Source organism: Demequina lignilytica (assembly GCF_030418305.1).
GTDB classification, from domain to species: Bacteria; Actinomycetota; Actinomycetes; order Actinomycetales; family Demequinaceae; genus Demequina; species Demequina lignilytica.
Genome location: NZ_JAUHPX010000003.1, coordinates 282,710 through 302,670, shown reverse-complemented (window position 1 = coordinate 302,670; position 19,961 = coordinate 282,710). Strand labels below are relative to the sequence as shown.

General features: G+C 72.0%; 22 protein-coding genes. 10 read left to right on the top strand and 12 right to left on the bottom strand.

Annotated elements, in window-relative coordinates; translation table 11 throughout:
* Nucleotides 1–252: 252 nt before the first annotated feature.
* From QQX10_RS06775 to QQX10_RS06765, 3 genes are read right to left on the bottom strand one after another with little or no spacing between them, the layout of a single operon-like run.
* Nucleotides 253–2,031, bottom strand: coding sequence for a carbohydrate-binding domain-containing protein (locus QQX10_RS06775; protein WP_301119288.1), 1,779 nt, complete (start codon nucleotides 2,029–2,031; stop codon nucleotides 253–255).
* A gap of 12 nt (nucleotides 2,032–2,043) precedes the next feature.
* A complete protein-coding gene (locus tag QQX10_RS06770) occupies nucleotides 2,044–2,823 on the bottom strand; it encodes a polyphosphate polymerase domain-containing protein (protein WP_301119286.1) in 780 nt (259 codons plus the stop codon).
* On the bottom strand, nucleotides 2,820–3,437 hold the full coding sequence (locus QQX10_RS06765; RefSeq protein ID WP_301119284.1) for a DUF4956 domain-containing protein: 618 nt from the start codon (nucleotides 3,435–3,437) through the stop codon (nucleotides 2,820–2,822). The genes QQX10_RS06770 and QQX10_RS06765 overlap by 4 nt, the downstream gene beginning before the upstream one ends.
* Nucleotides 3,438–3,615: 178 nt before the next feature.
* Between QQX10_RS06765 and QQX10_RS06760 the strand changes: the two genes are divergently transcribed.
* The 3 genes from QQX10_RS06760 (at nucleotide 3,616) to QQX10_RS06750 (ending at nucleotide 6,815) form a co-directional block, all read left to right on the top strand.
* Nucleotides 3,616–4,299: a response regulator transcription factor gene (locus QQX10_RS06760; RefSeq protein ID WP_301119282.1), complete on the top strand. Its 684-nt coding sequence runs from the start codon at nucleotides 3,616–3,618 to the stop codon at nucleotides 4,297–4,299.
* Entirely contained in the window at nucleotides 4,296–5,741 is a 1,446-nt protein-coding gene (locus QQX10_RS06755) for a sensor histidine kinase (protein ID WP_301119280.1), read from the top strand. The genes QQX10_RS06760 and QQX10_RS06755 overlap by 4 nt, the downstream gene beginning before the upstream one ends.
* 147 nt (nucleotides 5,742–5,888) lie before the next feature.
* A complete protein-coding gene (locus QQX10_RS06750; protein WP_301119278.1) occupies nucleotides 5,889–6,815 on the top strand; it encodes an endonuclease domain-containing protein in 927 nt (308 codons plus the stop codon).
* An 85-nt stretch (nucleotides 6,816–6,900) separates the two neighbouring features.
* On the opposite strand, the gene QQX10_RS06745 is transcribed toward QQX10_RS06750, so the two are convergent.
* Nucleotides 6,901–7,512 carry a TetR/AcrR family transcriptional regulator gene (locus QQX10_RS06745; RefSeq protein ID WP_301119276.1) on the bottom strand — a complete coding sequence of 204 codons (612 nt, stop codon included), beginning with the start codon at nucleotides 7,510–7,512 and terminating at the stop codon, nucleotides 6,901–6,903.
* A gap of 101 nt (nucleotides 7,513–7,613) precedes the next feature.
* On the opposite strand from QQX10_RS06745, the gene QQX10_RS06740 reads away from it, so the two are divergent.
* Nucleotides 7,614–9,059, top strand: a complete 1,446-nt coding sequence (locus tag QQX10_RS06740) for a DHA2 family efflux MFS transporter permease subunit (RefSeq protein ID WP_301119274.1) — start codon at nucleotides 7,614–7,616, stop codon at nucleotides 9,057–9,059.
* 25 nt (nucleotides 9,060–9,084) lie between these two features.
* Here QQX10_RS06740 and QQX10_RS06735 read toward each other — a convergent pair whose 3' ends face one another.
* Nucleotides 9,085–9,513 carry a cupin domain-containing protein gene (locus QQX10_RS06735; protein ID WP_301119272.1) on the bottom strand — a complete coding sequence of 143 codons (429 nt, stop codon included), beginning with the start codon at nucleotides 9,511–9,513 and terminating at the stop codon, nucleotides 9,085–9,087.
* 98 nt (nucleotides 9,514–9,611) lie between these two features.
* On the opposite strand from QQX10_RS06735, the gene QQX10_RS06730 reads away from it, so the two are divergent.
* A complete protein-coding gene (locus QQX10_RS06730) occupies nucleotides 9,612–10,931 on the top strand; it encodes an anaerobic C4-dicarboxylate transporter family protein (protein ID WP_301144534.1) in 1,320 nt (439 codons plus the stop codon).
* Entirely contained in the window at nucleotides 10,924–12,075 is a 1,152-nt protein-coding gene (locus QQX10_RS06725) for an N-formylglutamate amidohydrolase (protein ID WP_301119270.1), read from the top strand. The genes QQX10_RS06730 and QQX10_RS06725 overlap by 8 nt, the downstream gene beginning before the upstream one ends.
* 30 nt (nucleotides 12,076–12,105) lie before the next feature.
* Here QQX10_RS06725 and QQX10_RS06720 read toward each other — a convergent pair whose 3' ends face one another.
* Nucleotides 12,106–12,597, bottom strand: coding sequence for an SRPBCC domain-containing protein (locus QQX10_RS06720; protein WP_301119267.1), 492 nt, complete (start codon nucleotides 12,595–12,597; stop codon nucleotides 12,106–12,108).
* A 52-nt stretch (nucleotides 12,598–12,649) separates the two neighbouring features.
* On the opposite strand from QQX10_RS06720, the gene QQX10_RS06715 reads away from it, so the two are divergent.
* Nucleotides 12,650–13,432 (top strand): putative protein N(5)-glutamine methyltransferase, encoded by a 783-nt coding sequence (locus tag QQX10_RS06715; protein WP_301119265.1) that lies wholly within the window; start codon nucleotides 12,650–12,652, stop codon nucleotides 13,430–13,432.
* Here the strand turns inward: QQX10_RS06715 and QQX10_RS06710 are convergent.
* From QQX10_RS06710 to QQX10_RS06690, 5 genes are all read right to left on the bottom strand, one after another.
* The gene (locus tag QQX10_RS06710; protein ID WP_301119263.1) at nucleotides 13,393–14,388 is read right to left on the bottom strand and encodes an SRPBCC family protein; all 996 of its coding nucleotides are present in this window, start codon (nucleotides 14,386–14,388) and stop codon (nucleotides 13,393–13,395) included. The genes QQX10_RS06715 and QQX10_RS06710 overlap by 40 nt on opposite strands.
* Before the next feature lie 28 nt (nucleotides 14,389–14,416).
* Nucleotides 14,417–14,761: an ArsR/SmtB family transcription factor gene (locus QQX10_RS06705; RefSeq protein WP_301119261.1), complete on the bottom strand. Its 345-nt coding sequence runs from the start codon at nucleotides 14,759–14,761 to the stop codon at nucleotides 14,417–14,419.
* A gap of 243 nt (nucleotides 14,762–15,004) precedes the next feature.
* The gene (locus tag QQX10_RS06700; RefSeq protein WP_301119259.1) at nucleotides 15,005–15,541 is read right to left on the bottom strand and encodes a helix-turn-helix domain-containing protein; all 537 of its coding nucleotides are present in this window, start codon (nucleotides 15,539–15,541) and stop codon (nucleotides 15,005–15,007) included.
* A 20-nt stretch (nucleotides 15,542–15,561) separates the two neighbouring features.
* Nucleotides 15,562–16,230: a methyltransferase family protein gene (locus QQX10_RS06695; protein ID WP_301119257.1), complete on the bottom strand. Its 669-nt coding sequence runs from the start codon at nucleotides 16,228–16,230 to the stop codon at nucleotides 15,562–15,564.
* Between the two features lie 21 nt (nucleotides 16,231–16,251).
* Nucleotides 16,252–16,644 (bottom strand): FKBP-type peptidyl-prolyl cis-trans isomerase, encoded by a 393-nt coding sequence (locus QQX10_RS06690; RefSeq protein ID WP_301119255.1) that lies wholly within the window; start codon nucleotides 16,642–16,644, stop codon nucleotides 16,252–16,254.
* A gap of 137 nt (nucleotides 16,645–16,781) precedes the next feature.
* On the opposite strand from QQX10_RS06690, the gene QQX10_RS06685 reads away from it, so the two are divergent.
* Genes QQX10_RS06685 through QQX10_RS06675 form a run of 3 tightly spaced genes read left to right on the top strand, consistent with a single transcriptional unit; the run spans nucleotide 16,782 to nucleotide 18,947 of the window.
* Entirely contained in the window at nucleotides 16,782–18,062 is a 1,281-nt protein-coding gene (locus QQX10_RS06685; RefSeq protein ID WP_301119253.1) for an ATP-binding protein, read from the top strand.
* 42 nt (nucleotides 18,063–18,104) lie between these two features.
* Nucleotides 18,105–18,470, top strand: coding sequence for an iron chaperone (locus QQX10_RS06680; RefSeq protein WP_301119251.1), 366 nt, complete (start codon nucleotides 18,105–18,107; stop codon nucleotides 18,468–18,470).
* A 9-nt stretch (nucleotides 18,471–18,479) separates the two neighbouring features.
* The gene (locus QQX10_RS06675; RefSeq protein ID WP_301119249.1) at nucleotides 18,480–18,947 is read left to right on the top strand and encodes a nucleoside deaminase; all 468 of its coding nucleotides are present in this window, start codon (nucleotides 18,480–18,482) and stop codon (nucleotides 18,945–18,947) included.
* A 15-nt stretch (nucleotides 18,948–18,962) separates the two neighbouring features.
* Here the strand turns inward: QQX10_RS06675 and QQX10_RS06670 are convergent, their stop codons facing one another.
* Nucleotides 18,963–19,946, bottom strand: coding sequence for an NAD-dependent epimerase/dehydratase family protein (locus QQX10_RS06670; RefSeq protein ID WP_301119247.1), 984 nt, complete (start codon nucleotides 19,944–19,946; stop codon nucleotides 18,963–18,965).
* Nucleotides 19,947–19,961: the final 15 nt, after the last annotated feature.

Sequence of the window (19,961 nt, the reverse complement as noted above, 5' to 3'; positions counted from 1 at the left end):
TCAAGGAGGCGGAGAACGCCCCGGGGATCCGGGGACGGGCCGCGACCAGCATGGCTGCTCCTTCCGTCTGGTGAGGTCCCCCGAGGGGGTGGGGGCCTCGACTCCTATACAACGCCGCGTCCCTGGGAGGGCGCTGAGAGCCGGAGGGGAGTTGCCGGGGAGCGGGACGATGCGGGACCGCCGCGCGCACGAACGCCCCCTCCCGCGGTCCGGCGGGAGGGGGCGTCGGGCTGAGGTCGCGCCCGGGGCGCGTCAGTCGGCGGTGAGGTCGCCGAGCTCGGTGCCGCCGGTCGCCGTTCCGTCGACCACGAGGCCGCCGACGGAGGTGCCCGTGACGGTCGCGTCGGCGGTCACCGTGTAGGTCTCGCCGCTCACGATCTCGGGAGAGGACAGCACCAGCGACTGGGCGGTCTTCTCCGACGTGAAGGAGGCGATGACGTTCCCGTCGGTGTCGGTCACCGTGAGCACGGTGCCGGCGGCGACCTGCGACGAGAACGCGATGGTGAGCACGCCTTGACCGTCGGAGGTGGGCGCGACCAGCATGCCGCTCGACCCCGAGGCGGCCAGCGTGCCGCCGGAGACCGTGAACGAGCCGTTGACGTCGAGCGCGCCGTTGCCGCTGCTCGCCGGGCCGTTGACCACGACCGTGCCACCGGTCATGACCGCGGTGCCGTTCGAGTCGAGGCCGTCGCCCTCGGCGTCGATCACCCAGGTGCCGCCGCTGATCTCGAGGTAGACGCCCTCGGACGCGGTCTCGCCCATGCCGCCCGCGACGGTGGTCGCGTCGGTGGCGCCGTCGGTGGTGGTCGACGTGGTCGTGTAGGCCGCGGTGGTGACCGCCGTGGAGTCGCCGGTGGTGGTCGAGGAGGTGCTCGAGGTGTCGGTCGAGGAGGAGTCGCGGCCGGGACGCGTGCCGCCACCGGGCATCTGACCGCCGCCCATCTCGGTGCCGCTCGAGCCGGAGCCGTCGGTCGCGTTGAAGCCGTCGTCGCTCGAGACGATGGTGCCGGTGCCGCCGGACAGCAGGATCTGCATACCCTCGAGGCCCTCGTAGGAGGTGGTCACGTCGACCGTGCCGTCGGAGATCGCGAGGATCCCGTCGGAGTGGATGCCGTCGTCGCCGGCGGCGATGGTGAGCTCGCCGCCCGCGATGGTCGCCTGGTAGACCACGTCGATGCCGTCGGACCCCGACGTGATGTCGACGGTGCCGCCGGACATCCACAGGACGCCCACGGCGTCGCCGTTGTCGTCGACCACGTCCTCGTTGGTGACCTTGAGCCCGTCGCCGTCGGCGTCGACCGTGATGTCGCCGCCCTCGATGACCAGGTAGTCCTTGCCGCGGATGCCGTCGTCCGCCGCGGTCACCGTGATGGTGCCGTCCTCGATCACGAGGCCGTCCTTGGACGCGATGCCGTCGTTGGCGACGGCGGTGACGTCGAGCGAGCCGGTGCCGGCGATCCACAGGTCGGCGGTCGAGTACAGCGTGGCGTTCGGCACGTCGGTCTCGGAGTCGTCGGTGGAGGCGGTCGCGTCGGCGGCGTCGGCCAGGGAGTTCGTGGAGCCCTCTGCGAGCCAGACGACCACCTCGTCGGCGTTCTCGATGTCGAGCGCCGCGGTGTCGTCGGAGGTGATGGAGACGCCGTCGAGGATGATGTTCACGTCCTCGTCGTCGGTGTCGACGATCACCTGCCCGGCGGACAGGGTGCCGGTGAGGCGGTACGTGCCGCCCTCGGTGATGGTGACGGTGGATCCGTCGACCGTCACGCCGTCGCCGCCGGTCGAGCCCGAGTCGGACAGGGTGATGTCGATCGCGGAGGCCTCGTCGAACGGGATCTCGACGTCCTTGACCCCGAGCTGCTCGTAGGTGCGCTCGGTGACGTCGGTCGCGGACAGGGTGGTCGACGTGGTCTCCGTGGTCGTGGTGGTCGTGTCGGAGGTGCCGGTCGAGGTGTCGGCGGTGGTGCTGCAGCCCGCGAGGGCCAGCGCACCGGCGACGGTGAGGCCGGCGAAGATCATGGTGGGCTTGCGCATGGGGGATGCCTTTCAGCTGCCGGCGGCGATCGCCGGGTCGAGAGTCGGGAGGTGGCGGCGGAGCGTGCGGGCCCACCGGTTGGCGGGCAGCTCGGGGCGCAGCGCCGCGAGGGTGGTGCAGTACTTGGAGACGCGGCTCGGGCGGATGCCGCGCGCCCACAGCGCCCGGTCGACCGCGCCGGCCCGCAGGGCGGACTTGGTCTCGACGATCAGCCGGTCGCCGAAGTCGACGGCCTGGCCGTCGACCGCGGTTCCGGTGACGGCGCGATCGATCGTGATGCGGCCGTCCGGGGTGAGCAGCGTGGCCCGCTCGTACGACGTGCGCAGCACTGGCTCGAGATGATCGACCGCCGACGCCACGGAGGGGAACGAGGCGACGAACGCGCGCGCCTCGCCCGCGAGCGGCCCCTCGGCCACCGCATCGTCCTGCAGCCACGCGCGGTGCTTGACCGTCTCGCCCTTGCCCGACCGGAGCTTGACCTCGATCGCGCGGGAGCCCGTGTCCAGGTACTCGCGGGTGCGGACCTTGTAGCGGGACGGCCGCTTGCGGGCGGCCGCGGTGTACGAGTGCAGCTCCGGGGTGTCGTAGTAGACCGACGAGTAGCGGAAGATCCGGGCGCCGTCGATCTCGAGGACGCGGACCCCGTCGAGGCTGCCGAGCACCTGCGACCAGGTCTCGGGGTCGACGATGTACTTGCGGTCCACGCGGGTCTGCAGGCCCGCCTCGGAGTCGATCTGCTCGAGGCTCACGGCCGGCAGGGTGCCGAGCCGCGAGGTCCAGCCCCTGGTCATCGACGGACCTCGACCTCAGGGGCGGTGACGACCGCGGCGAAGCGGTCGTCGAGCGGCGTAGGGTCCGCGGCCGCCAGGAGGGTGTAGCGGACGTCCACCAGGGTGGACTCGTTGACCAGGTCGACCTTGCGGACGTTGATGCGCTGGATGTCGGCGCCGAGCGTGACGGCGAGGTGCTGCGTGAGCTCCCCCTCGTCGGTGAAGGCCTGGTCGAGCATCATGAGCTGCTGGCGGGTGCGTCGGAACAGGGCGGGGTGGTCGCCGACGGCGATCACGGCGAGCAGGACGGCCATGAGCGTGAAGCTGATGGTGGGGCTGATCGCCGGGAACCCTCCGAGGAGGCCCAGCGCGATCGCCGTGAAGTAGTACGCGATCTCCGCGTGGTCCATCTCGGTCGAGCGGAGGCGGATGATGGAGAGCACCGCGAAGATGCCGAGTCCGAATCCGAGCGAGATGTCCGCGTTGGTCATCGCGTACGTGACGCCCATGACGCCCACGTTGATGGACAGGAACGCGACGATCATGTCGCGGCGGCGGTGCCGCGGGAAGTACAGGCCGAAGACCATCACGGCGATGGCGATCAGGTCAGCGGCGATGAAGGCGTAGACGGGCATGGCTTCCTCTCGGGTGAGGCTCCCGGGGTTCGGGTCGGGAGCCGACGTTCACCGGTAGTCAACCGACGGCGCCTGGGAGAACGCTGGGACGGCCGGGAGAATCGACCGGGAGTGTGCTCCGGGCGCTCCCCCAGCGCGCTCCCAGCCAATCCTGAGAGTCCCGCGACATAATCGATGCATGCCTGAACGCCGCATCCTCGTGGTCGATGACGAGGACAACCTCCGCACCATGCTCTGCGCCGCCCTCCGCTACGAGGGCTACGACGTCTCCCAGGCCGCCGACGGCCAGGAGGGGCTCAAGGCTGCGCGCGAGACCCGCCCCGACCTGATCATCCTCGATGTGATGATGCCCGGCCTCGACGGCTTCGCCGTGTGCCGTCGCCTGCGCGAGTCCGGCGACCGGACCCCGATCATCTTCCTCACCGCGCGCGACAGCTCGAAGGACAAGGTCGAGGGCCTCACGATCGGCGCGGACGACTACCTCCAGAAGCCGTTCAACCTGGACGAGCTGGTCGCCCGGGTGGAGGCCGTGTCCCGTCGTGTCGACCGCGAGCCGTCCGCCGCCGACGTCTACCGGGTGGACGACCTGGAGCTCGACGACGTCGCGCACCGCGTCACCCGCGCCGGCGTCGACATCCAGCTCTCCCCGACCGAGTACAACCTGCTCAAGTACCTCATGCAGAACACGGGCCGTGTCCTGTCCCGCGGCCAGCTGCTCGAGAACGTGTGGGGCTACTCGCGCGACGACGACCCGGGCGTGGTGGAGACGTACATCGGGTACGTGCGACGCAAGGTCGACGCGAACGACCCCAAGCTCATCCAGACCATCCGCGGTGTGGGGTACACGCTGAGGCTGCCGTGACCCGTCGCGGCAGCCTGTCCCTGCGGGCCCGCGTCCTGATCGGCCTGGGCTCGATCGCCGCCGTCGCGGTCGCCGCCGCGATCGCCGTGACGGCGGTCACCCATTCGCACCTGGTGGTCCAGCTAGACGAGCGGCTCGACTCGTTCGCCATCCCGCTGCGGGAGAGCGATCAGGACCCGGAGCTGGTCGACCCGAACGACCTCCGGCGCGAGTACGCGCGCCCCTCCGACGCCTGGCGCGCCTTCCTGCTCTCCTCCGGCGAGCTCGGCGGGATCGTCGCACCCAACACGATCGGCAGCACCGACGCCTCGCCCGTGCTGACCCTCGACGACCTCCCCGAGACCGGGGACGCGTACTTCACGGTGCCGTCGTCCGACGGCGAGGGCGAGTGGCGCGTCTACGCGCGCGTGTCCGCCCTCGGCACCGACCTCACCGCGCTGCCCCTCGACTCCGTCGAGTCGACCACGCAGCAGCTGATCGTGATCGAGGCCATCAGCATCGGGGCGACGCTCATCGGGCTCAGCGTGGTCGGCTGGTGGGTCATCCGGCTCGGCATCTCTCCCATGCGCCGGATGGTCGACGCGAGCGCGAGGATCGCGGACGGTGACCTCGACGTGCGCCTCGAGGGCGTGGGCCACGGGTCGGAGAGCGCGGAGCTCGCGCAGTCGCTCAACACCATGATCGGCACCCTCACCGACGCGCTCGACGAGCGCGAGCGGTCCGAGGCGCGGCTGCGGGAGTTCGTGGCCGACGCCTCCCACGAGCTGCGGACGCCGCTGACCACCGTGCTCGGGTACGCCGAGCTGTACCGCCGCGGCGCGCTGCGCCAGGACGAGGACGTCGCGGACGCCTGGGGTCGCACGGAGGCGGAGGCCTCGCGGATGCGACGCCTGGTCGAGGACATGCTCGAGCTCGCACGCTTCGACGCCGAGCCCCAGCTGATGCTCGTCACGGTCGACCTCGCGACGCTCGGCGCCGAGGTCGTGGGCGACGCCCGGGCCGCACGCGAGGGCGTCTCGTTCACCGTCGACGCCCCGGTCGCGGTGCCCGTGGTGGGCGACGCGGACAAGTTGCGGCAGGCCGTGATCAACCTGGTCACCAACGCCGCCGTCCATGGCGGCTCGGCGATCACGGTGCGGGTGCGGGTCGACGGCGACGACGGCGTGGTGCAGGTCATCGACGACGGCCCGGGCATGACGCCGGAGATGGCCGCCCGCGCGACCGAGCGCTTCGTGCGCGGCGACGGCTCCCGCGCCCGCTCGACCGGTGGCTCCGGCCTGGGGCTCGCGATCACCTCGGCGATCGTGGACGCCCACGGCGGCACCCTCGCGGTGGAGTCGGTCGAGGGCGAGGGCACCACGGTGACCATCCGGATGCCGCTCGGCACCTACGAGCCGCCGGTGCGGACCTCCGAGATCGAGGCCGCCCCGGCCTCCGACTGACCGCGGCTCCCACCTCCTCTGCCCCTGTGAGGAGTTGAGGGTACGAATCGTGCACATTCGTACCCTCAACTCCTCACAGGGAGCACAGCTGTCCACAGATGCAGTTGCCACCGCCGGTGATCTCGCTCGGGACGGTCTCATGGTGGGATGCGCCTCCTTCCCGGCGTGCCTGCGCCCACCGGCCGGCTCGACGAGTTCCTCGTCGCTCACGCTCACGCCTTCACCCGCGCAGAGCTGGTGCGCGCGTGGTCACGGCGCCGACTCGAGAACGGCGTCATGAGCGGGGTAGTCACACGCATCCTCCCCGGTGTGTACTGCGCGGCGACCCACCGCGACGACCCCGTGGTGCGCGGCGAGGCCCTCAACCTGTGGCAGCCCGGGGGCGCCGTGACCGGGGCGCTGGCACTCCACCTGCATGCGGTACCGCTACCGAATCCGCCTGTTGCGGACTACGCGGTGCTGTCGGGACAGCACCACCGGGTTCCGGCATGGGTGCGACTCCGACAGGGGGCGCTGGGCCGGGTCACGATGAGCGCGCGAGGCGTCACCACGGTCACCACTGAGCGCGCGGTCATCGATGCGTGGAGCACCGCCCCACCATCGGGCCGCCGAGAGGTGCTCTACCAGGCCTTGTGGTCCCGGATCTGCACCTGGCAGCAGGTGCGGAGAGAGCTTGCGCGCACGCCACGCGTGCCTGCGCGCCACGAGCTCCAGCGCGTCCTGGGATGGTTCGAGGCGGGAGCCACCACGCCGCTCGAGGTGCGAGCCCGCTACGAGACGTTCGCCGACCCGCGCTTCGCCGCCTTCGAGTGGCAAGCAGAGCTGTGCCTCCGCGGCCGGCGGGTGCAGGCCGACATGCTCCACCGCGCGGCGCGGCTGGTGGTCGAGCTCGACGGGCATCGCTATCACTCGTCGCGCGCGGCGCAGCAGCGTGACCGCGAGCGGTCCACCGACCTTGCCGCGGCGGGCTACCTCACCGTCCGATTCGGATGGGACGACCTGGTCCGGAGGCCCGACTGGTGCCGCGATCGGCTTGTGCAGGTGCTCGCGGCCCGCCTGACCCGGGCCCTGTGAGGAGATGAGGGTACGAATCGCGCCGATTCGTACCCTCATCTCCTCACAGGAGAACTGCCGGGAGGACGATCCGCGCGGGCGCAGCTCACGCGCGGGCCGGTGCGTCCTCGTACAGCGCGAGGATCGCCTCGCATTGGGGACCCATGCTCGTGCTGAGCAGCTCGAAGGCCATCGGGTCCTCCTTGCGGTCCGGCATGCGCATCGCGAGAAGGATGGTGTTGAGCATCCCGCGGGCGAAGAAGTCGGTGGCGTCCTCGGGTGAGAAGCCGGCCTCCTCGCGCACCAGGCGGTAGACCCCGAGGAAGGAGTCCCGCGCCTCGGGCCCGAACACCGGGTCGTGGCCGAGGCCGAACAGGTGCAGCAGCGACAGCAGGATCCCGCGGTCGGCGACCAGCTCGCCGTACGCCCGCCCGAGCGCGGACTGGCGCTCGAGCATCGTCTCCTCGCCCGAGAACTGCGAGATGACCGCGCGGAACTCGGCCTCGAGGCGCCCCACGGCGCGGCGGGCGACCTCGAGGAACAGCTGCTCCTTCGATCCGAACATGCGCACCACGTAGGCCTGCGAGATGCCCGCCTCGCGCGCGATCGCGTCGGTGGTCCCGCCGGCGTAGCCGCGCTCCCCGAACACCGCCGTGGCGGCGGCGAGGATCTGCTCGCGCCTGTCCTCGCTGCTCAGACGGCCTTCTGTCGCTCCCATGTTGACATGTTATCAAGCGATAACTTACTGTGCCACCAAGAGGTAATCAATTGATTACTTCACCGAAGCGCGGGAGTACGCGCCGACCCTGGGAGGGGAACATGTCCACCACCGCACGCCGCGCGCCCGTCGGGCTCGTGATCCTGGCGGCCTCGGTCCCGGCCTTCATGGCCAGCCTCGACAACCTCGTGGTGACCAACGCGCTGCCCGTGCTCGCCACCGACCTGGAGGCGACGCTCGAGCAGCTCCAGTGGTTCGTCAACGGGTACTCGCTCGCCTTCGCGAGCATGATCCTCATGGCGGTCGCGCTCGGCGACCGCTACGGCCGTCGCCGCGTCTTCTCCGGCGGCATCGCGCTGTTCACGTTCGCCTCGATCCTCTGCGCGCTCGCCCCGACGGCCGAGGCGCTCATCGCCGCCCGGGTGCTCCAGGGCATCGGCGGCGCGGCGCTCATGCCGCTCTCGCTCGCGATCCTCGCGTCCAACGTGTCCGAGCGGATGCGCCCCATGGCGATCGGCATCTGGGGCGGCGTGGCCGGCCTGGGCGTCGCCGTGGGCCCGCTGGTCGGCGGCGCGGTCGTCGAGGGGATGAGCTGGCACGCGATGTTCTGGCTGAACGTCCCTGTCGGCATCCTCGCGCTGATGCTCATCCGCGCCTACCTGACCGAGAGCAGGGGCGCCCGGGCGCCGCTCGACATCGTGGGCCTCGGGCTCGGCATGGCCGGCGTGTTCGGCGTGGTCTTCGGCATCATCCGCGGCAACGAGGCGGGCTGGACCAGCGGCCAGGTGCTCGCCGGCCTGGTCGGCGGCTCCGTCCTCCTCGCCGGCTTCGTCGCCTGGGAGAGGCGACGGGACGATGCGCTGCTGCCGATGCGCCTGTTCCGCGACCGGTCCTTCTCCGTCGCGAACGTCGTCGGCGTGATGTTCTCCATCGGCATCCTCGGGGCCGTCTTCATCCTCATCCAGTTCCTCCAGGTGGTGCAGGGCAAGAGCCCGCTGGAGGCCGGGGTGATGACGATGCCGTGGACCATGGCACCGCTGGTGGTCGCCCCGCTCACGGGCCTCATCGCCCCCCGCGTCGGCACCCGCGCGCTGGTCACCGCGGGCGTCTCGTCCCAGGCGGTCGGCCTGGCGTGGATCGGCCTGGTGCTCGACCCGTCGGTCGCCTACGGCGCGCTGGTGCCCGGGTTCGTGCTGTGCGGCGTCGGGATGGGGCTGGTGTTCGCCCCGCTCGCCACCGCCGTGCTGGCCCACATGAGCGAGGCCGACCAGGCGAAGGCGTCGGGCACCAACGCCACCCTGCGGGAGATCGGCGTGGCGCTCGGCATCGCCATCCTCACCGCCGTGTTCACCGGCGCGGGCGGCGAGCTCACCCCGACCGGCTACACCGACGCGGCGCAGACCGCCGTCCTGGTCGGCGCCGCGATCCTCGCCGTGACGGTCATGGTGGCGACCCTGCTGCCGAGGCGATCGGACCAGCCGACGGTCGCGGCACGCGACGATGCGGCGGGCGCACCCGCCGAGGCCCCGGCGCTCATCCCCGCCTGACACGGACCGACCGGCCCGCTCCTCGTCACCACGGCGAGGGGCGGGCCTCGTCGCGCGTCGCATCGTCGGGCAGGTGCGGAAGCTCGCCGCCGCCCGCGCGGATGCAGAACCAGCGCATCGGCCCCGGGCTGTCGGGCACGCAGCGCCACGTGCGCCACACCCCCTGGCCCACCCGCACCACCGTGCCGGGGCCCACGTCGACCACCTCATCGTCCAGGCCCATCTGTCCGCGGCCGGCGAGGAAGACGTACATCTCCTCGATGTCGCGGTGGGTGTGCCAGTAGCCGGCCTCCTCGCCGGGGACGAACGCGTTGGCGGTCATCCCGATGTACTGCATGGCCAGCTCGTGGTCGACCACCCGGCGCCCGTCGCGCAGCGTGTGCGGCTGGAAGCCACCGTGGTGGCCCCGCCACTCGTCGAGCCCGCCCATCTCCAGCACCTGGTAATCGCTCATGGATCGACCCTAGCGGTGCCCCTGTCTCGTCGCCCGACTCGGGTGCTAGCGTGATCTAGAGCGGATACCAGGCAGCTCGTAGGTTCCAGGGGGCAACCGTGGATGTGGCGCTTCAGGCTCTGACGGTGCTAGCGGCGATCGCGCTCGGCGTGCGCACCAAAGGCCTGACCGTCGGCCTGTGGGGCGCTGCCGGCGTCCTGGTGCTCGTGTGGGTGTTCGGGTTGCCTCCTGGGTCGGTGCCGACGTCGGCAATCTTCGTGATCTTCGCCGTCGTCACCGCGGCCGGCGCGATGCAGGCCGCGGGCGGGATCGACTACCTGGTCGGCATCGCGCAGCGCGTCATACGCGCCCACCCGAACCAGGTGACGTTCATCGCCCCGTACGTCGCGTGGCTGTTCGCCACCGGAGCGGGCACCGGCTTCGTCTACTACTCGATCCTCCCGGTGATCTACGAGGTCGCGTACGGCAACAAGGTGCGCCCGGAGCGGCCCATGGCTATCGCGCCGACCGCGTCCCAGATGGGCATCACGTCGAGCCCCGTCTCCTCGGCCATGGCGATCATGGTCGGGCTGATGGCTCCCCTGGGCTTCGAGATCACGAACATCCTGTCGATCGTGCTGCCCTCGACGGCGATCGCGATCGGCGCAGCCGCCTTCGTCCAGAACAAGATCGGCAAGCCTCTCGACCGCGACCCGGTGTACCAGGCACGACTCGCGGCTGGCGAGGTGACGGCACCCGAACCGGTCGACATAGGCGTCGCCAGCGCATCGGCGAAGCGATCGACCTGGATCTTCGGCACCGGGATCCTCCTGATCCTGGCCTTCGGCATCTTCGAGGGCCTGCGGCCCGTCATTCCCGGCGCCGACGGGCCTGAGCCGTTGGCGATGACCACCATGATCCAGATCATCATGCTGATCGTCGCGCTGGTCATCCTCCTGTGGTGCAGGACACGATCCGCGGATGTTCCGCGCGCGCAGGTCTTCCGCTCGGGCATGAGCGCGATCATCGCGCTGTGGGGAGTGTCGTGGCTCGCGAACACCTTCATCGCCGCGAACGAGGACTCCATCGTGGAGGGACTCGGCGGGATCGCCGACAACGCACCGATATTCATCGCCGTCGCTCTGTTCATCGTCGCTGCTCTGACCACCAGCCAGTCATCGGCGACCATCGCGATCATCCCGATCGGCATCACGTTGGGCCTCGAACCGTGGCAGCTGACCGCCATGTGGATGGCGGTGATCGGCCTCTACACCTTCCCGATCAACGGCTCCCAGCTGGCCACCATCGAACTCGACGCCACCGGTTCGACGCGCATCAGCCGGTTCGTCATCTACCACTCGTTCACGATCGGCATGCTCGTGATGGCGGTCGTGTCCGTGCTCGTCGGCCTCGGCATCGGCGGCATCTTCTATGGGTGACCTCGACCCGTGGCGGCTCGACCGCCGCCTCCGACTGGACCCCGAGACGACCATCGATCCAGCCTCGCTCATCAGCGCCAGCCCTGCGACGCCTCTCGCGGACGTCACCACGGTCGTCCACGATCCCCATGCCTCCGTCGCCCTGCCCTCCGAGGTCGAGGAGTGGCTCGCAGCCGACGTGTCAGAACGCCGTCGCATGGACTTCTCCGACTTCGCCTCGGATGCTCTCGGGCGCCACTGGGCAAGCCTCGACCCTCACATCGTCTACGTTCGCAACCCGGTGAACCGGCTGGTGCTCGACCCCAACCGCGCGCGCCCGTCGCGAGCGACCGCGCGGGAGCAGCTCGTCGAGGCCATCGCCCGCACCCGGTCGGCGGCTCAGCGAGGAGAGACCCCGCGGCTGGCAGGAGTCGACACCATCCGGACCGTCACGTTCGCCGGCCTGCCCCTCCTCGACATCACTCGGGTGGAGGCGGACATCGACGGCTTCCTCGACGTCATCTTCGAGGCGGCCGCACGCACCGTGGACGTCTACCACCGCACCGTCGAGGCCATGATCACCAGGGTGATCGCGGCGAAGCGGGCGGCCCTCTCCGCGCTGCCCGATGACCGTGGATCGGCCGCTGAGCGCGCCAGGATCGGCCACCTGCTGATCGTGGGACTCCACGACACCAGCAACTACACCCTCACCGCCGACGACAGGCTCAACGTCGCCAAACCAGAAACAGACCGGCTACCCCGGTACGTCGACTTCGGCACGCGCGGAGATCCCGCCGGCGAGCCCGTGGGGACGGAGCCGACCTCGATGCCATCGCCCTCGGTCGAGGCCCTCAAGGACGCCTACATGAAGGTGTTCCCCGGGGCGGCGGGCTTCAGCATCAACGCGCCCTATCGCGGCGCCGCCGAGACGGTGCAGCTGCGCGACACCTTCGGCTCGACGGGCGGGTCAGCCGAGCCGGTCGTCGACGTGGTCCAGGTCGAATGGAACCGCGAGACCCTGTACGGCGAAGCCGCCGCCGCGGCGCTACGAGCGGAGGGCCGAGAATGGCCGCAGGAGGCGAGCGAGATCGACCGTACAATCGCGCCCCTCGTACGCGACGCTCACGCACTCTGGCGGGGCCAGCACCGCGGACGGCCCGCCTGACGCGGTCCCGTCGCGGCACTCCTGCGCCACTCAGCCGCCGGCTTGCGAGTACAGCCGCTGCAGCTCCTCGAAGTGCGCGTCCGACTCGACCGCTGCCGGATCCTCGCCCACCAGGTGCTGGGCGAGCCGGTCGAGGTGCCAGTGCCAACCCGCCGCGTAGTCGGGGTCGTGCGGATCCGGGGCCAGGTGGTCGAAGGTGAGCAGCGTGCCGCCGTCGACCGCGTCGAGCATGAGGCACAGGTGCCAGCGGCCTCCCGGCCCGTCGAACGCGTACTCGAGCACGCGCCCGGGCTCCCACGCGAGGACCTCCCCGACCTCCGCGCCGTTCGCGGACACGGCACCTCCGACGCGCGGCTCGTAGCCGGTCGGGAAGCCCCAGGTCCCGTTGCGGTCGGGCGACACCAGGGAGTCCCACACGTCGACGGCGGGCGCGGGATACGTGCGCTCGAAGCGCAGCACGTCGGTGGCCTCGGCGTGGATGACCCGGCCCAGGTGCGCCGGGTCGATGACCGCATCGTCCATGTCCCTCAGTGTGCCCTGTCCGGCGCGGTCCGTCACGGGTAGCGTGCCGCGCATGGACGATGCGATGGTGACGCGGCTGCGCGCCGCGGGCTGCGTGTTCGCGGAGGAGGAGGCCGCACTGCTCGCCGCCGCGGGCGGCGACCGGGACGCGCTGGTGGCGCGCCGCGAGCGCGGCGAGCCGCTCGAGCTGGTGCTCGGGTGGGCCCTGTTCGCGGGGTTGCGCGTGCCGGTCGCCCCCGGGGTGTTCGTGCCGCGCAGGCGGACCGAGCTGGTCGCGGAGGTCGCCCTCGCACTGGCCCCCGCGGGCGGCACCATGGTCGACCTGTGCTGCGGCGCGGGCGCGATCGGGGGCGCCGTCGCGTACGCCCGTCCCGACCTGACGGTGGTCGCGGCGGACATCGACCCGGCCGCGGTCGATCTCGCGCACGCGCTGCTCGCGCCGCTCGGCGCCACCGCGATCGCCTCGGACCTGGACGATGCGCTGGCGCACCTCCGCGGCCTCGTCGACGTGGTGACGGCGTGTCCGCCGTACGTGCCGACCGCCCAGATCCCGCTGATGCCGCGCGAGGCTCGCGACCACGAGCCGGTCCTCGCCCTCGACGGCGGACCCGACGGCCTGGACCTGCAGCGCGGGGTGTTCGCCGCATCGTCCCGCCTGCTGCGCCCCGGCGGCGCCTGTGTCGTGGAGACGAGCGACGCCCTGGAGAGGCTGACGGTGGCCGCGGCCGCCGGCGCCGGGCTCGTCCCCGCGCTGGAGCGGGACGACGAGCGCGGCGCCGTCGTCGTGGTGGCGCGTCAGGCCGGTGCGAGCACCTCCTCCTCGAGCCGCGCGTAGCTGGTCTCCATCCCGTCGGTCATGCCGGTGCCGAGGATCATGTCGCGCATCTCCGCGTTCGGATATGTGATGAGCAGGCTGAGGAGCGTGGTGCCGTCGGAGCGGGGGATCAGCGTGAGCTCGTTGACGTTGCCCTCCCCGGGCATGCCGATCATCCGCTCGGTGGTGACCTCGCGGTACGGCGGCTCGGATGCGAGCAGCTCGCCCTCGAAGCCGAAGCCGGGCTGCCCGTCGGCGGCGCCGCCCGCGACGGGCGCCCACTCGTTGCGGTAGGAGTCGCCCACGTTCCGGGCGACCACGCACACCGGCATCGTCCATCCCTCGGGTCCCAGCAGCCATCGCCTCATCAGCTCGGGCTCGTGGTGGGCGCGCCAGACCTGCGCGGCGCTGCCGCGGATCACGCGGGAGATCCGGACCTGCGTGTCGGACAGGATCTGTGATTCGGTGCCGCGGCCGGCGGCGAAGGACTCGAGATCCGCGACCACCGCGTCGATCTGGCTCATCGCGGAGCGCATGCCCTCCTCCATGCCCATGCCCAGCAGCTGCTCGAGGGCCTCGAGGCTCGGGAAGCGGGTGGTGGTGGTGAGGCGGGAGCCGGCGGGCGTCGACTCGAACGTGAAGGTCATACGCATGGACGGCAGGTCCGGGTTGCTCTCCGCGTCCTCGGTCGCGAAGCCATCCTCGACCTCGAAGCTCCGGCCCGGGTCCACCGCGAGCCAGGTCCAGTAGCCGCCGGAGCGCTCGCCGTCGGGGCCGGTCATGTAGTAGTCGGTGCGGCCGCCCACGGCGCAGTCGTGGCGCGTGAACGTCGCGGGCCACTCGACCGGACCCCAGAACCTCTCGATCTGGCGCGGGTCGGTGTAGGCGTCCCAGAGGCGCTCGACGGGGACGGGGAACTCGGCGACCACGGTCATCGTGAGCGCCTCGGGGTCCTTGGTGACGGAGGTGATGGGCATGGTGGGGACCTGTCTCGTGCGGGTGGGGTCAGCGGTCGGGCCGCTCGGCGAAGAGCGAGTCGAGCCGGTCGACGCGGTCGCGCCAGAGCTGCTCGTAGGCATCCAGGAGGCGTTGGGCCTTCCTGATCCTGTCGGGGTTGCCGCGGACCAGGCGTTCGCGGCCGCGTGGCGTCTTCACCACCAGGCCCGCTCCTTCCAGGACGGCGACGTGCTTCTGCACGGCGGCGAAGGACATGTCGTAGGCCTGCGCCAGCTCGCTGACGGAGGACTCGACCGTGAGGGTGCGGCGCACGATGTCGCGGCGCGTCGCGTCGGCCAGAGCGTGGAAGATGCGGTCCACCTCGGCGTCGGAGAGATCAGTTTGTACAACCATTTGGTTGCAGGTTAGACCCGGGCGGGGTGCGGCGCAACCCCTCACCCTCCGCCCGCCCCTCACCCGCCGGGGTCGGGACAGCCAGTCCTCATCTCGAGCCGGATCTCGCGTTCCCGGGACAGTCAGTCCTCTTCGATGGGCCGGATGAGGACTGAGTGTCCCGAGAGCCCGCGATTCAGCAGATTCGGAGGACTGAGTGTCCCGACAGGCGCAGGGCGGTTGCGGCACGAGCCGGGCCGTGGATCAGTACTGACCGTCCCGGTGGGAGAGGCCGCGGAGGATCGCGCTCACCGCCTGCTGCGAGATGCCGAACCGCACCGCCAGCTCCGCCTGGCCCGCACCGGCCTCCGCAGCCGCACGCAGCTCGGTCACCTGCGCGTCGGTGAGGGACCCGCTGCCCGCCGACCCGCTGCGCCGACCGCTCATGATCGAGTGAACGGTGTGGATCGACACCCCCTCGGCCTCGGCGACGGCCGCCCGCGGCTCCCCCGCCGCGACCCGCGCGCGGATCGCGTCGACGCGCACGGGGGTGAGGCGCGTCCGGCGGGACGATGCCCCGGCCGGGCCCGGTCCCGGCGCGGACCCGCTCCGAGCACGGCGCGCGCGGGGAGCCGACTCCTTGACCGGCCCGCCCGCCGCCGCGCGGGTGCGACCCGACACGATCGCCGAGACCGCGGTCTGCGAGATCCCGAAGCGAGCGGCGAGATCGACCTGACGCGCGCCCGCCGCGTAGGACTCGCGCAGCTCCACCACCTGGGCGTCGGTCAACGGGGCGGCCATCCCGCGAGCCTACGCGCCCGTCACCACACGAACGGGATGTACCGCCTGGTGCGGGCGGCGTACGCGCGGAACGCATCCCCGTAGTGCTCCTCGAGGTGCGCGTCGAGCCGCGGGATGTGCCCGAACGCGAAGCTGGCCGCCATGATCGCGGCGGCCAGCAGCGGCCACCAGCCTCCCGCCACCATCGCGAACCCCGTGAACAGCAGGGTGTCGCCCAGGTAGTTCGGATGGATCACCACGGAGAACAGGCCTCCGGTGAACAGCACGCCGCGGTGCGCCGGGTCCTTCTTGAACCGCCGCCGCTGCTCCTCGGACCAGGTGTTGAGCCACGAGCCGAGGGCGTACAGCGCGACGCCGACCCACACGACCCCGTCGACCGGGGCCTGGGTGGTGCCGCCGAACCACGCCATGGTGAGCTGCAGCACCACCACCCACGGCCCGACCGCGAGCGCCTCGGCCCACGGGAACGGCCGCGTCACCATGACGTACTGGGTGATCAGCAGGCGCCCGAGGTAGACCACCGCGAGGAGCCCGGTGAGCCAGCGCCGCAGCGGGTCCGCGACCGGCAGGTCGCCGCCGAACCACTCGTGCACGCCGGTGGTGAGGAACGCGATGCCGAGCGCCACCGCGCCGACGTGCAGCGCCGTGACGAGGTGCTTCGGAGCGGACGATGCGGCGGCGGCCTCCATGCCGGACCGGACGAGCCCGGGCTACTTGGCGTCGAGGACGTCGACCACGAACACCAGAGTCGAGCCGGCGGGGATCGGACCCATCGGGCGGAAGCCGTAGCCGGACTCCGGCGGGACCACCAGCAGCAGCTGCGAGCCCACGGGCTGGCCCACGATCCCGTCGACCCAGCCGTCGATCAGCGAGCCGTACGCGATGCGGAAGGAGATGGTGTCGCCGCGGTCCCACGAGGAGTCGAACTTCGCGCCGTCCCACAGCCAGCCGGTGTAGTGGACCGTGATGTGGTGGCCCTCGGCCACCTCGGGGCCGTCGCCGGCGGCGAGGACGTCGACCACGAGACCCTCGGGCTTCTCGGCGCCGGAGAAGTCGACGGAGGGCGCGCCGGAGGCGTCGCGGGTGATGGTGGGGTTGCTCATGTTCGCTCCTTAGCGATCCGGGTACCCGGCCAGCCTAGGCCGAGAGGACGCGCGCGGGCCGACGCCTGGCGACCGGATACCCCCCTGGAGTAGCGTCGAGACGTCCCCGCTACGACGACGTAGGCAAGGAGCGACCCATGGCCAGCTGGCGCATCCGCGACGCGCACGCCGACGACCTCGAGGGCATCGTGCGGCTCTGGGAGCAGTCCCGATCCGCCGGCGTCGAGCCCGTCTACGCCCTGGCGGAGGTGCTGACCTCCGCGACCGAGGACATGGCGGTGGTGGCGACCGTCGACGAGCAGATCGTCGGCGCGGCCGTCGGCCGACGCGCGCACCGCCAGGCGTGGGTGGTGTTCCACGGCGTGGACGATGCGATGCACGGCCAGGGCATCGGCCCGGCCCTGCTCGGCGCCCTCGAGGCCCAGGTCGCCGAGGCGGGCCCGTCGACGCTGTCCGCCCTGGTGCCCGCGGAGCAGACCCACCTCGACGCCTTCCGCGACGCCGGCTACGGGGAGAAGAAGGCGGTCCGCTACCTCGAGCGTCGGCTCCCGGTGCAGCGCGAGGAGATGGCGATGCTGTCCGAGCTCGGGGGGCGCATCCTCCCGCGCGGGCTGTGGGACGGCGTCGCCGGCATGCGCGCGGAGAAGGCGCTGATCGAGAAGCGCCTGGTGCTGCCGCTGGCCGAGCCGTCGCTCGCGCAGCGCTACGGCGTCGCACCGCCGCGCGCGGTGGTGATGTTCGGACCGCCCGGGACCGGCAAGACCACGTTCGCGAAGGCGATCGCGTCGCGCCTCGAGTGGTCGTTCGTGGAGGTGTTCCCGTCGCGGCTGGCGGCGGACCCGGGCGGGCTCGCGGGCGCGCTGCGCGAGACCTTCCACCAGATCGCGGAGCTCGAGCACGCGGTGGTGCTGATCGACGAGGTCGAGGAGATCGCCTCGCACCGCCGCGGCGATCCGCCGTCGCCGCTGCAGGGGGTGACCAACGAGCTGCTCAAGATCATCCCCGCCTTCCGCGAGCGCCCGGATCGCCTGCTGGTGTGCGCCACCAACTTCATCCGCTCCCTCGACAGCGCGTTCCTGCGCCACGGCCGCTTCGACTACGTGATCCCGATCGGCCTGCCGGACGGCGAGGCCCGTCAGGCGATCTGGTCGCGGTTCGTGCCCGCGGACGCGGCGGCCGGCGTCGATCTCGATGCGCTGGTCGCGGCCTCGGGAGGGTTCACGCCCGCGGACATGGAGTTCGCGGCGCGGCGGGCGTCGCAGTCCGCGCTCGAGGCGGCGGTCGACGGCCGCGGCGCCGGCGCACCCGGGCCCACCACGGACGACTACCTCGCGGCGATCGCGTCCACCCGGGCGACCGTGTCCGACGAGGTCGCGGGGGAGTTCGGTCAGGACATCGTCGCCTTCGGACGTGTGTGAGCCGCGGCGCGCAGGGACGATGCGCGACGTAGCGTGGGCGGCATGACCGCCGCGGAGATCGACGCGTACCTGGCGGGGCTCGACGAGCCGCACCGGAGCACGCTCGCCGCGCTGCGCGACCTGCTCGCCGAGCTCCTCCCCGACGCCGAGCAGGGGCTCAGCTACGCGGCGCCCGCGTTCCGGATGGGAGGGACACCGGTCGCGGGCTTCTCCGCCGCGGCCCGTCACGTCTCCTACCTCCCGCACTCGGGCACCGTGCTGACGGATCTTGCGGCCTCCGATCCGACCGCGCTCGAGGGCGTCGGCTGGTCGAAGGGCGCGGTTCGCCTGCCCGCCGACCGGCCGCCTCCGCGCGCGCTCATCACCACGCTGGTGGAGGCGCGCCTGGCGGAGCTCGGCCGGACCTAGGCTGACCGCATGGATCACCTCACCGCCCTGCGCCGCGCGATCGACGTCGCGCACGCGGCCCGCGCCCACGGCAACCACCCCTTCGGCGCGGTGCTGCTCGACGGCGACGGCCGCATCGTCCTCGAGGCGGAGAACACCGTGGTGACGCACCGCGACGCCACCGGCCACGCGGAGACCAACCTGGTGCGGCTCGCCTCCAACCAGCTCGACGCGGACGAGCTGGCGGCCGCGACGCTGGTGACCAGCACCGAGCCGTGCGCCATGTGCACGGGCGCGATCTACTGGGCGGGCATCGGCGCGGTCGTCTACGGCCTGCCGGAGTCGGAGCTCTACGCGATGACGGGGGCGCACCCGGAGAACCCGACGCTGCTGCTGCCCTGCCGCGACGTGCTCGCGGCGGGATCCCGCGCCGTCGACGTCACCGGGCCGCTGCTCGCGGACGAGGCCCGCGCGCCGCACGAAGGCTTCTGGGGCTGACCCCCGGCCCGACCGTCAGGCGAGCTCCTCGAGGAGCGCGAGCTCCTCGTCACGGGTAAGGCCGCCGGCGACCTCGCGGTCGACCCCGAGCGCGATCTCCTCCTCCATCACGTCCGCGACCGTCGCAGCGAGAGGGCGCCGGCGGGCACCGGTCGCGAGGAACCGCGCGTCCGAGTGGTAGCCGGTCCGTGCGGGTCCCCCGTGGTCGGCGACCCACAGCGGCAGGGAACGCGGCCCCTTCCAGGACCTCACGTCCAGGTCGCCGAGCCGGTCGTGCTCGACCCGGATGCGGGCCCCGGTCGAGACCGCCGCGTCGCGCGCGGCGGAGACCAGGTCCTCGAACGGCACCTGCGGACCCACCGCGTTGACCGCGCCCGTCACACCGGCCTCGATCGCGCCGATCAGCCAGGCGACCAGGTCGCGCACGTCGACCACCTGGAGCGGGTGCGAGGGTCCGGCGGGCTCGATCATCGCGTGGTCCCCGGCCTGCACGGCCCGGCGCGGCCAGTAGGCGAGGCGCTCGGTCGGATCTCCCGGTCCGGCGATCACCCCCGCACGCACCAGGAGCGCATCCGGATGCGTCGCGACGGTGTCGAGCTCGCAGCGCACCTTCGCCGCGTCGTACAGGGATCCGTCGACCTCGGCATCGCGCGGGACGGGCGGCCGGAGCAACGAGTCCTCCGCGACCACCACGCGCGTGGGGGCGTAGGCGGCGACGGACGAGATGTACGTCCAGTGGCCGGCGCTGATCGCTTCGGCCGCCTCGCGCACGTGCCGCGGCTGCCAGCTGACCTCGACCACGGCGTCCCAGCGGGTGCCGGCGACCTCGGCGTAGGCGTCCGGGGCGTCCCGATCGGCGCGCACCAGCGTCGCGCCCGGCGCGACGTCGCCGGATTCGCCCCGGGCGAGGCAGGTCACCTCCCACCCGCGCGCGAGCGCCTCGCGGGCGGTCTCGCGGCCGAGCCACGCGGTGCCGCCGAGGATCAGGAGCCGAGGCATATGCCCAGGCTAGCC

What these genes read in the sequence shown, in the direction of transcription:
- QQX10_RS06705 (WP_301119261.1), bottom strand. Translation starts at nt 14,761, where the DNA reads ATGGTTGTACAAACTGATCTCTCCGACGCCGAGGTGGACCGCATCTTC.
- QQX10_RS06775 (WP_301119288.1), bottom strand. Translation starts at nt 2,031, where the DNA reads ATGCGCAAGCCCACCATGATCTTCGCCGGCCTCACCGTCGCCGGTGCG.
- QQX10_RS06745 (WP_301119276.1), bottom strand. Translation starts at nt 7,512, where the DNA reads ATGGGAGCGACAGAAGGCCGTCTGAGCAGCGAGGACAGGCGCGAGCAG.
- QQX10_RS06735 (WP_301119272.1), bottom strand. Translation starts at nt 9,513, where the DNA reads ATGAGCGATTACCAGGTGCTGGAGATGGGCGGGCTCGACGAGTGGCGG.
- QQX10_RS06670 (WP_301119247.1), bottom strand. Translation starts at nt 19,946, where the DNA reads ATGCCTCGGCTCCTGATCCTCGGCGGCACCGCGTGGCTCGGCCGCGAG.
- QQX10_RS06710 (WP_301119263.1), bottom strand. Translation starts at nt 14,388, where the DNA reads ATGCCCATCACCTCCGTCACCAAGGACCCCGAGGCGCTCACGATGACC.
- QQX10_RS06740 (WP_301119274.1), top strand. Translation starts at nt 7,614, where the DNA reads ATGTCCACCACCGCACGCCGCGCGCCCGTCGGGCTCGTGATCCTGGCG.
- QQX10_RS06715 (WP_301119265.1), top strand. Translation starts at nt 12,650, where the DNA reads ATGGACGATGCGATGGTGACGCGGCTGCGCGCCGCGGGCTGCGTGTTC.
- QQX10_RS06720 (WP_301119267.1), bottom strand. Translation starts at nt 12,597, where the DNA reads ATGGACGATGCGGTCATCGACCCGGCGCACCTGGGCCGGGTCATCCAC.
- QQX10_RS06765 (WP_301119284.1), bottom strand. Translation starts at nt 3,437, where the DNA reads ATGCCCGTCTACGCCTTCATCGCCGCTGACCTGATCGCCATCGCCGTG.
- QQX10_RS06750 (WP_301119278.1), top strand. Translation starts at nt 5,889, where the DNA reads ATGCGCCTCCTTCCCGGCGTGCCTGCGCCCACCGGCCGGCTCGACGAG.
- QQX10_RS06770 (WP_301119286.1), bottom strand. Translation starts at nt 2,823, where the DNA reads ATGACCAGGGGCTGGACCTCGCGGCTCGGCACCCTGCCGGCCGTGAGC.
- QQX10_RS06760 (WP_301119282.1), top strand. Translation starts at nt 3,616, where the DNA reads ATGCCTGAACGCCGCATCCTCGTGGTCGATGACGAGGACAACCTCCGC.
- QQX10_RS06675 (WP_301119249.1), top strand. Translation starts at nt 18,480, where the DNA reads ATGGATCACCTCACCGCCCTGCGCCGCGCGATCGACGTCGCGCACGCG.
- QQX10_RS06690 (WP_301119255.1), bottom strand. Translation starts at nt 16,644, where the DNA reads ATGAGCAACCCCACCATCACCCGCGACGCCTCCGGCGCGCCCTCCGTC.
- QQX10_RS06700 (WP_301119259.1), bottom strand. Translation starts at nt 15,541, where the DNA reads ATGGCCGCCCCGTTGACCGACGCCCAGGTGGTGGAGCTGCGCGAGTCC.
- QQX10_RS06725 (WP_301119270.1), top strand. Translation starts at nt 10,924, where the DNA reads ATGGGTGACCTCGACCCGTGGCGGCTCGACCGCCGCCTCCGACTGGAC.
- QQX10_RS06695 (WP_301119257.1), bottom strand. Translation starts at nt 16,230, where the DNA reads ATGGAGGCCGCCGCCGCATCGTCCGCTCCGAAGCACCTCGTCACGGCG.
- QQX10_RS06680 (WP_301119251.1), top strand. Translation starts at nt 18,105, where the DNA reads ATGACCGCCGCGGAGATCGACGCGTACCTGGCGGGGCTCGACGAGCCG.
- QQX10_RS06685 (WP_301119253.1), top strand. Translation starts at nt 16,782, where the DNA reads ATGGCCAGCTGGCGCATCCGCGACGCGCACGCCGACGACCTCGAGGGC.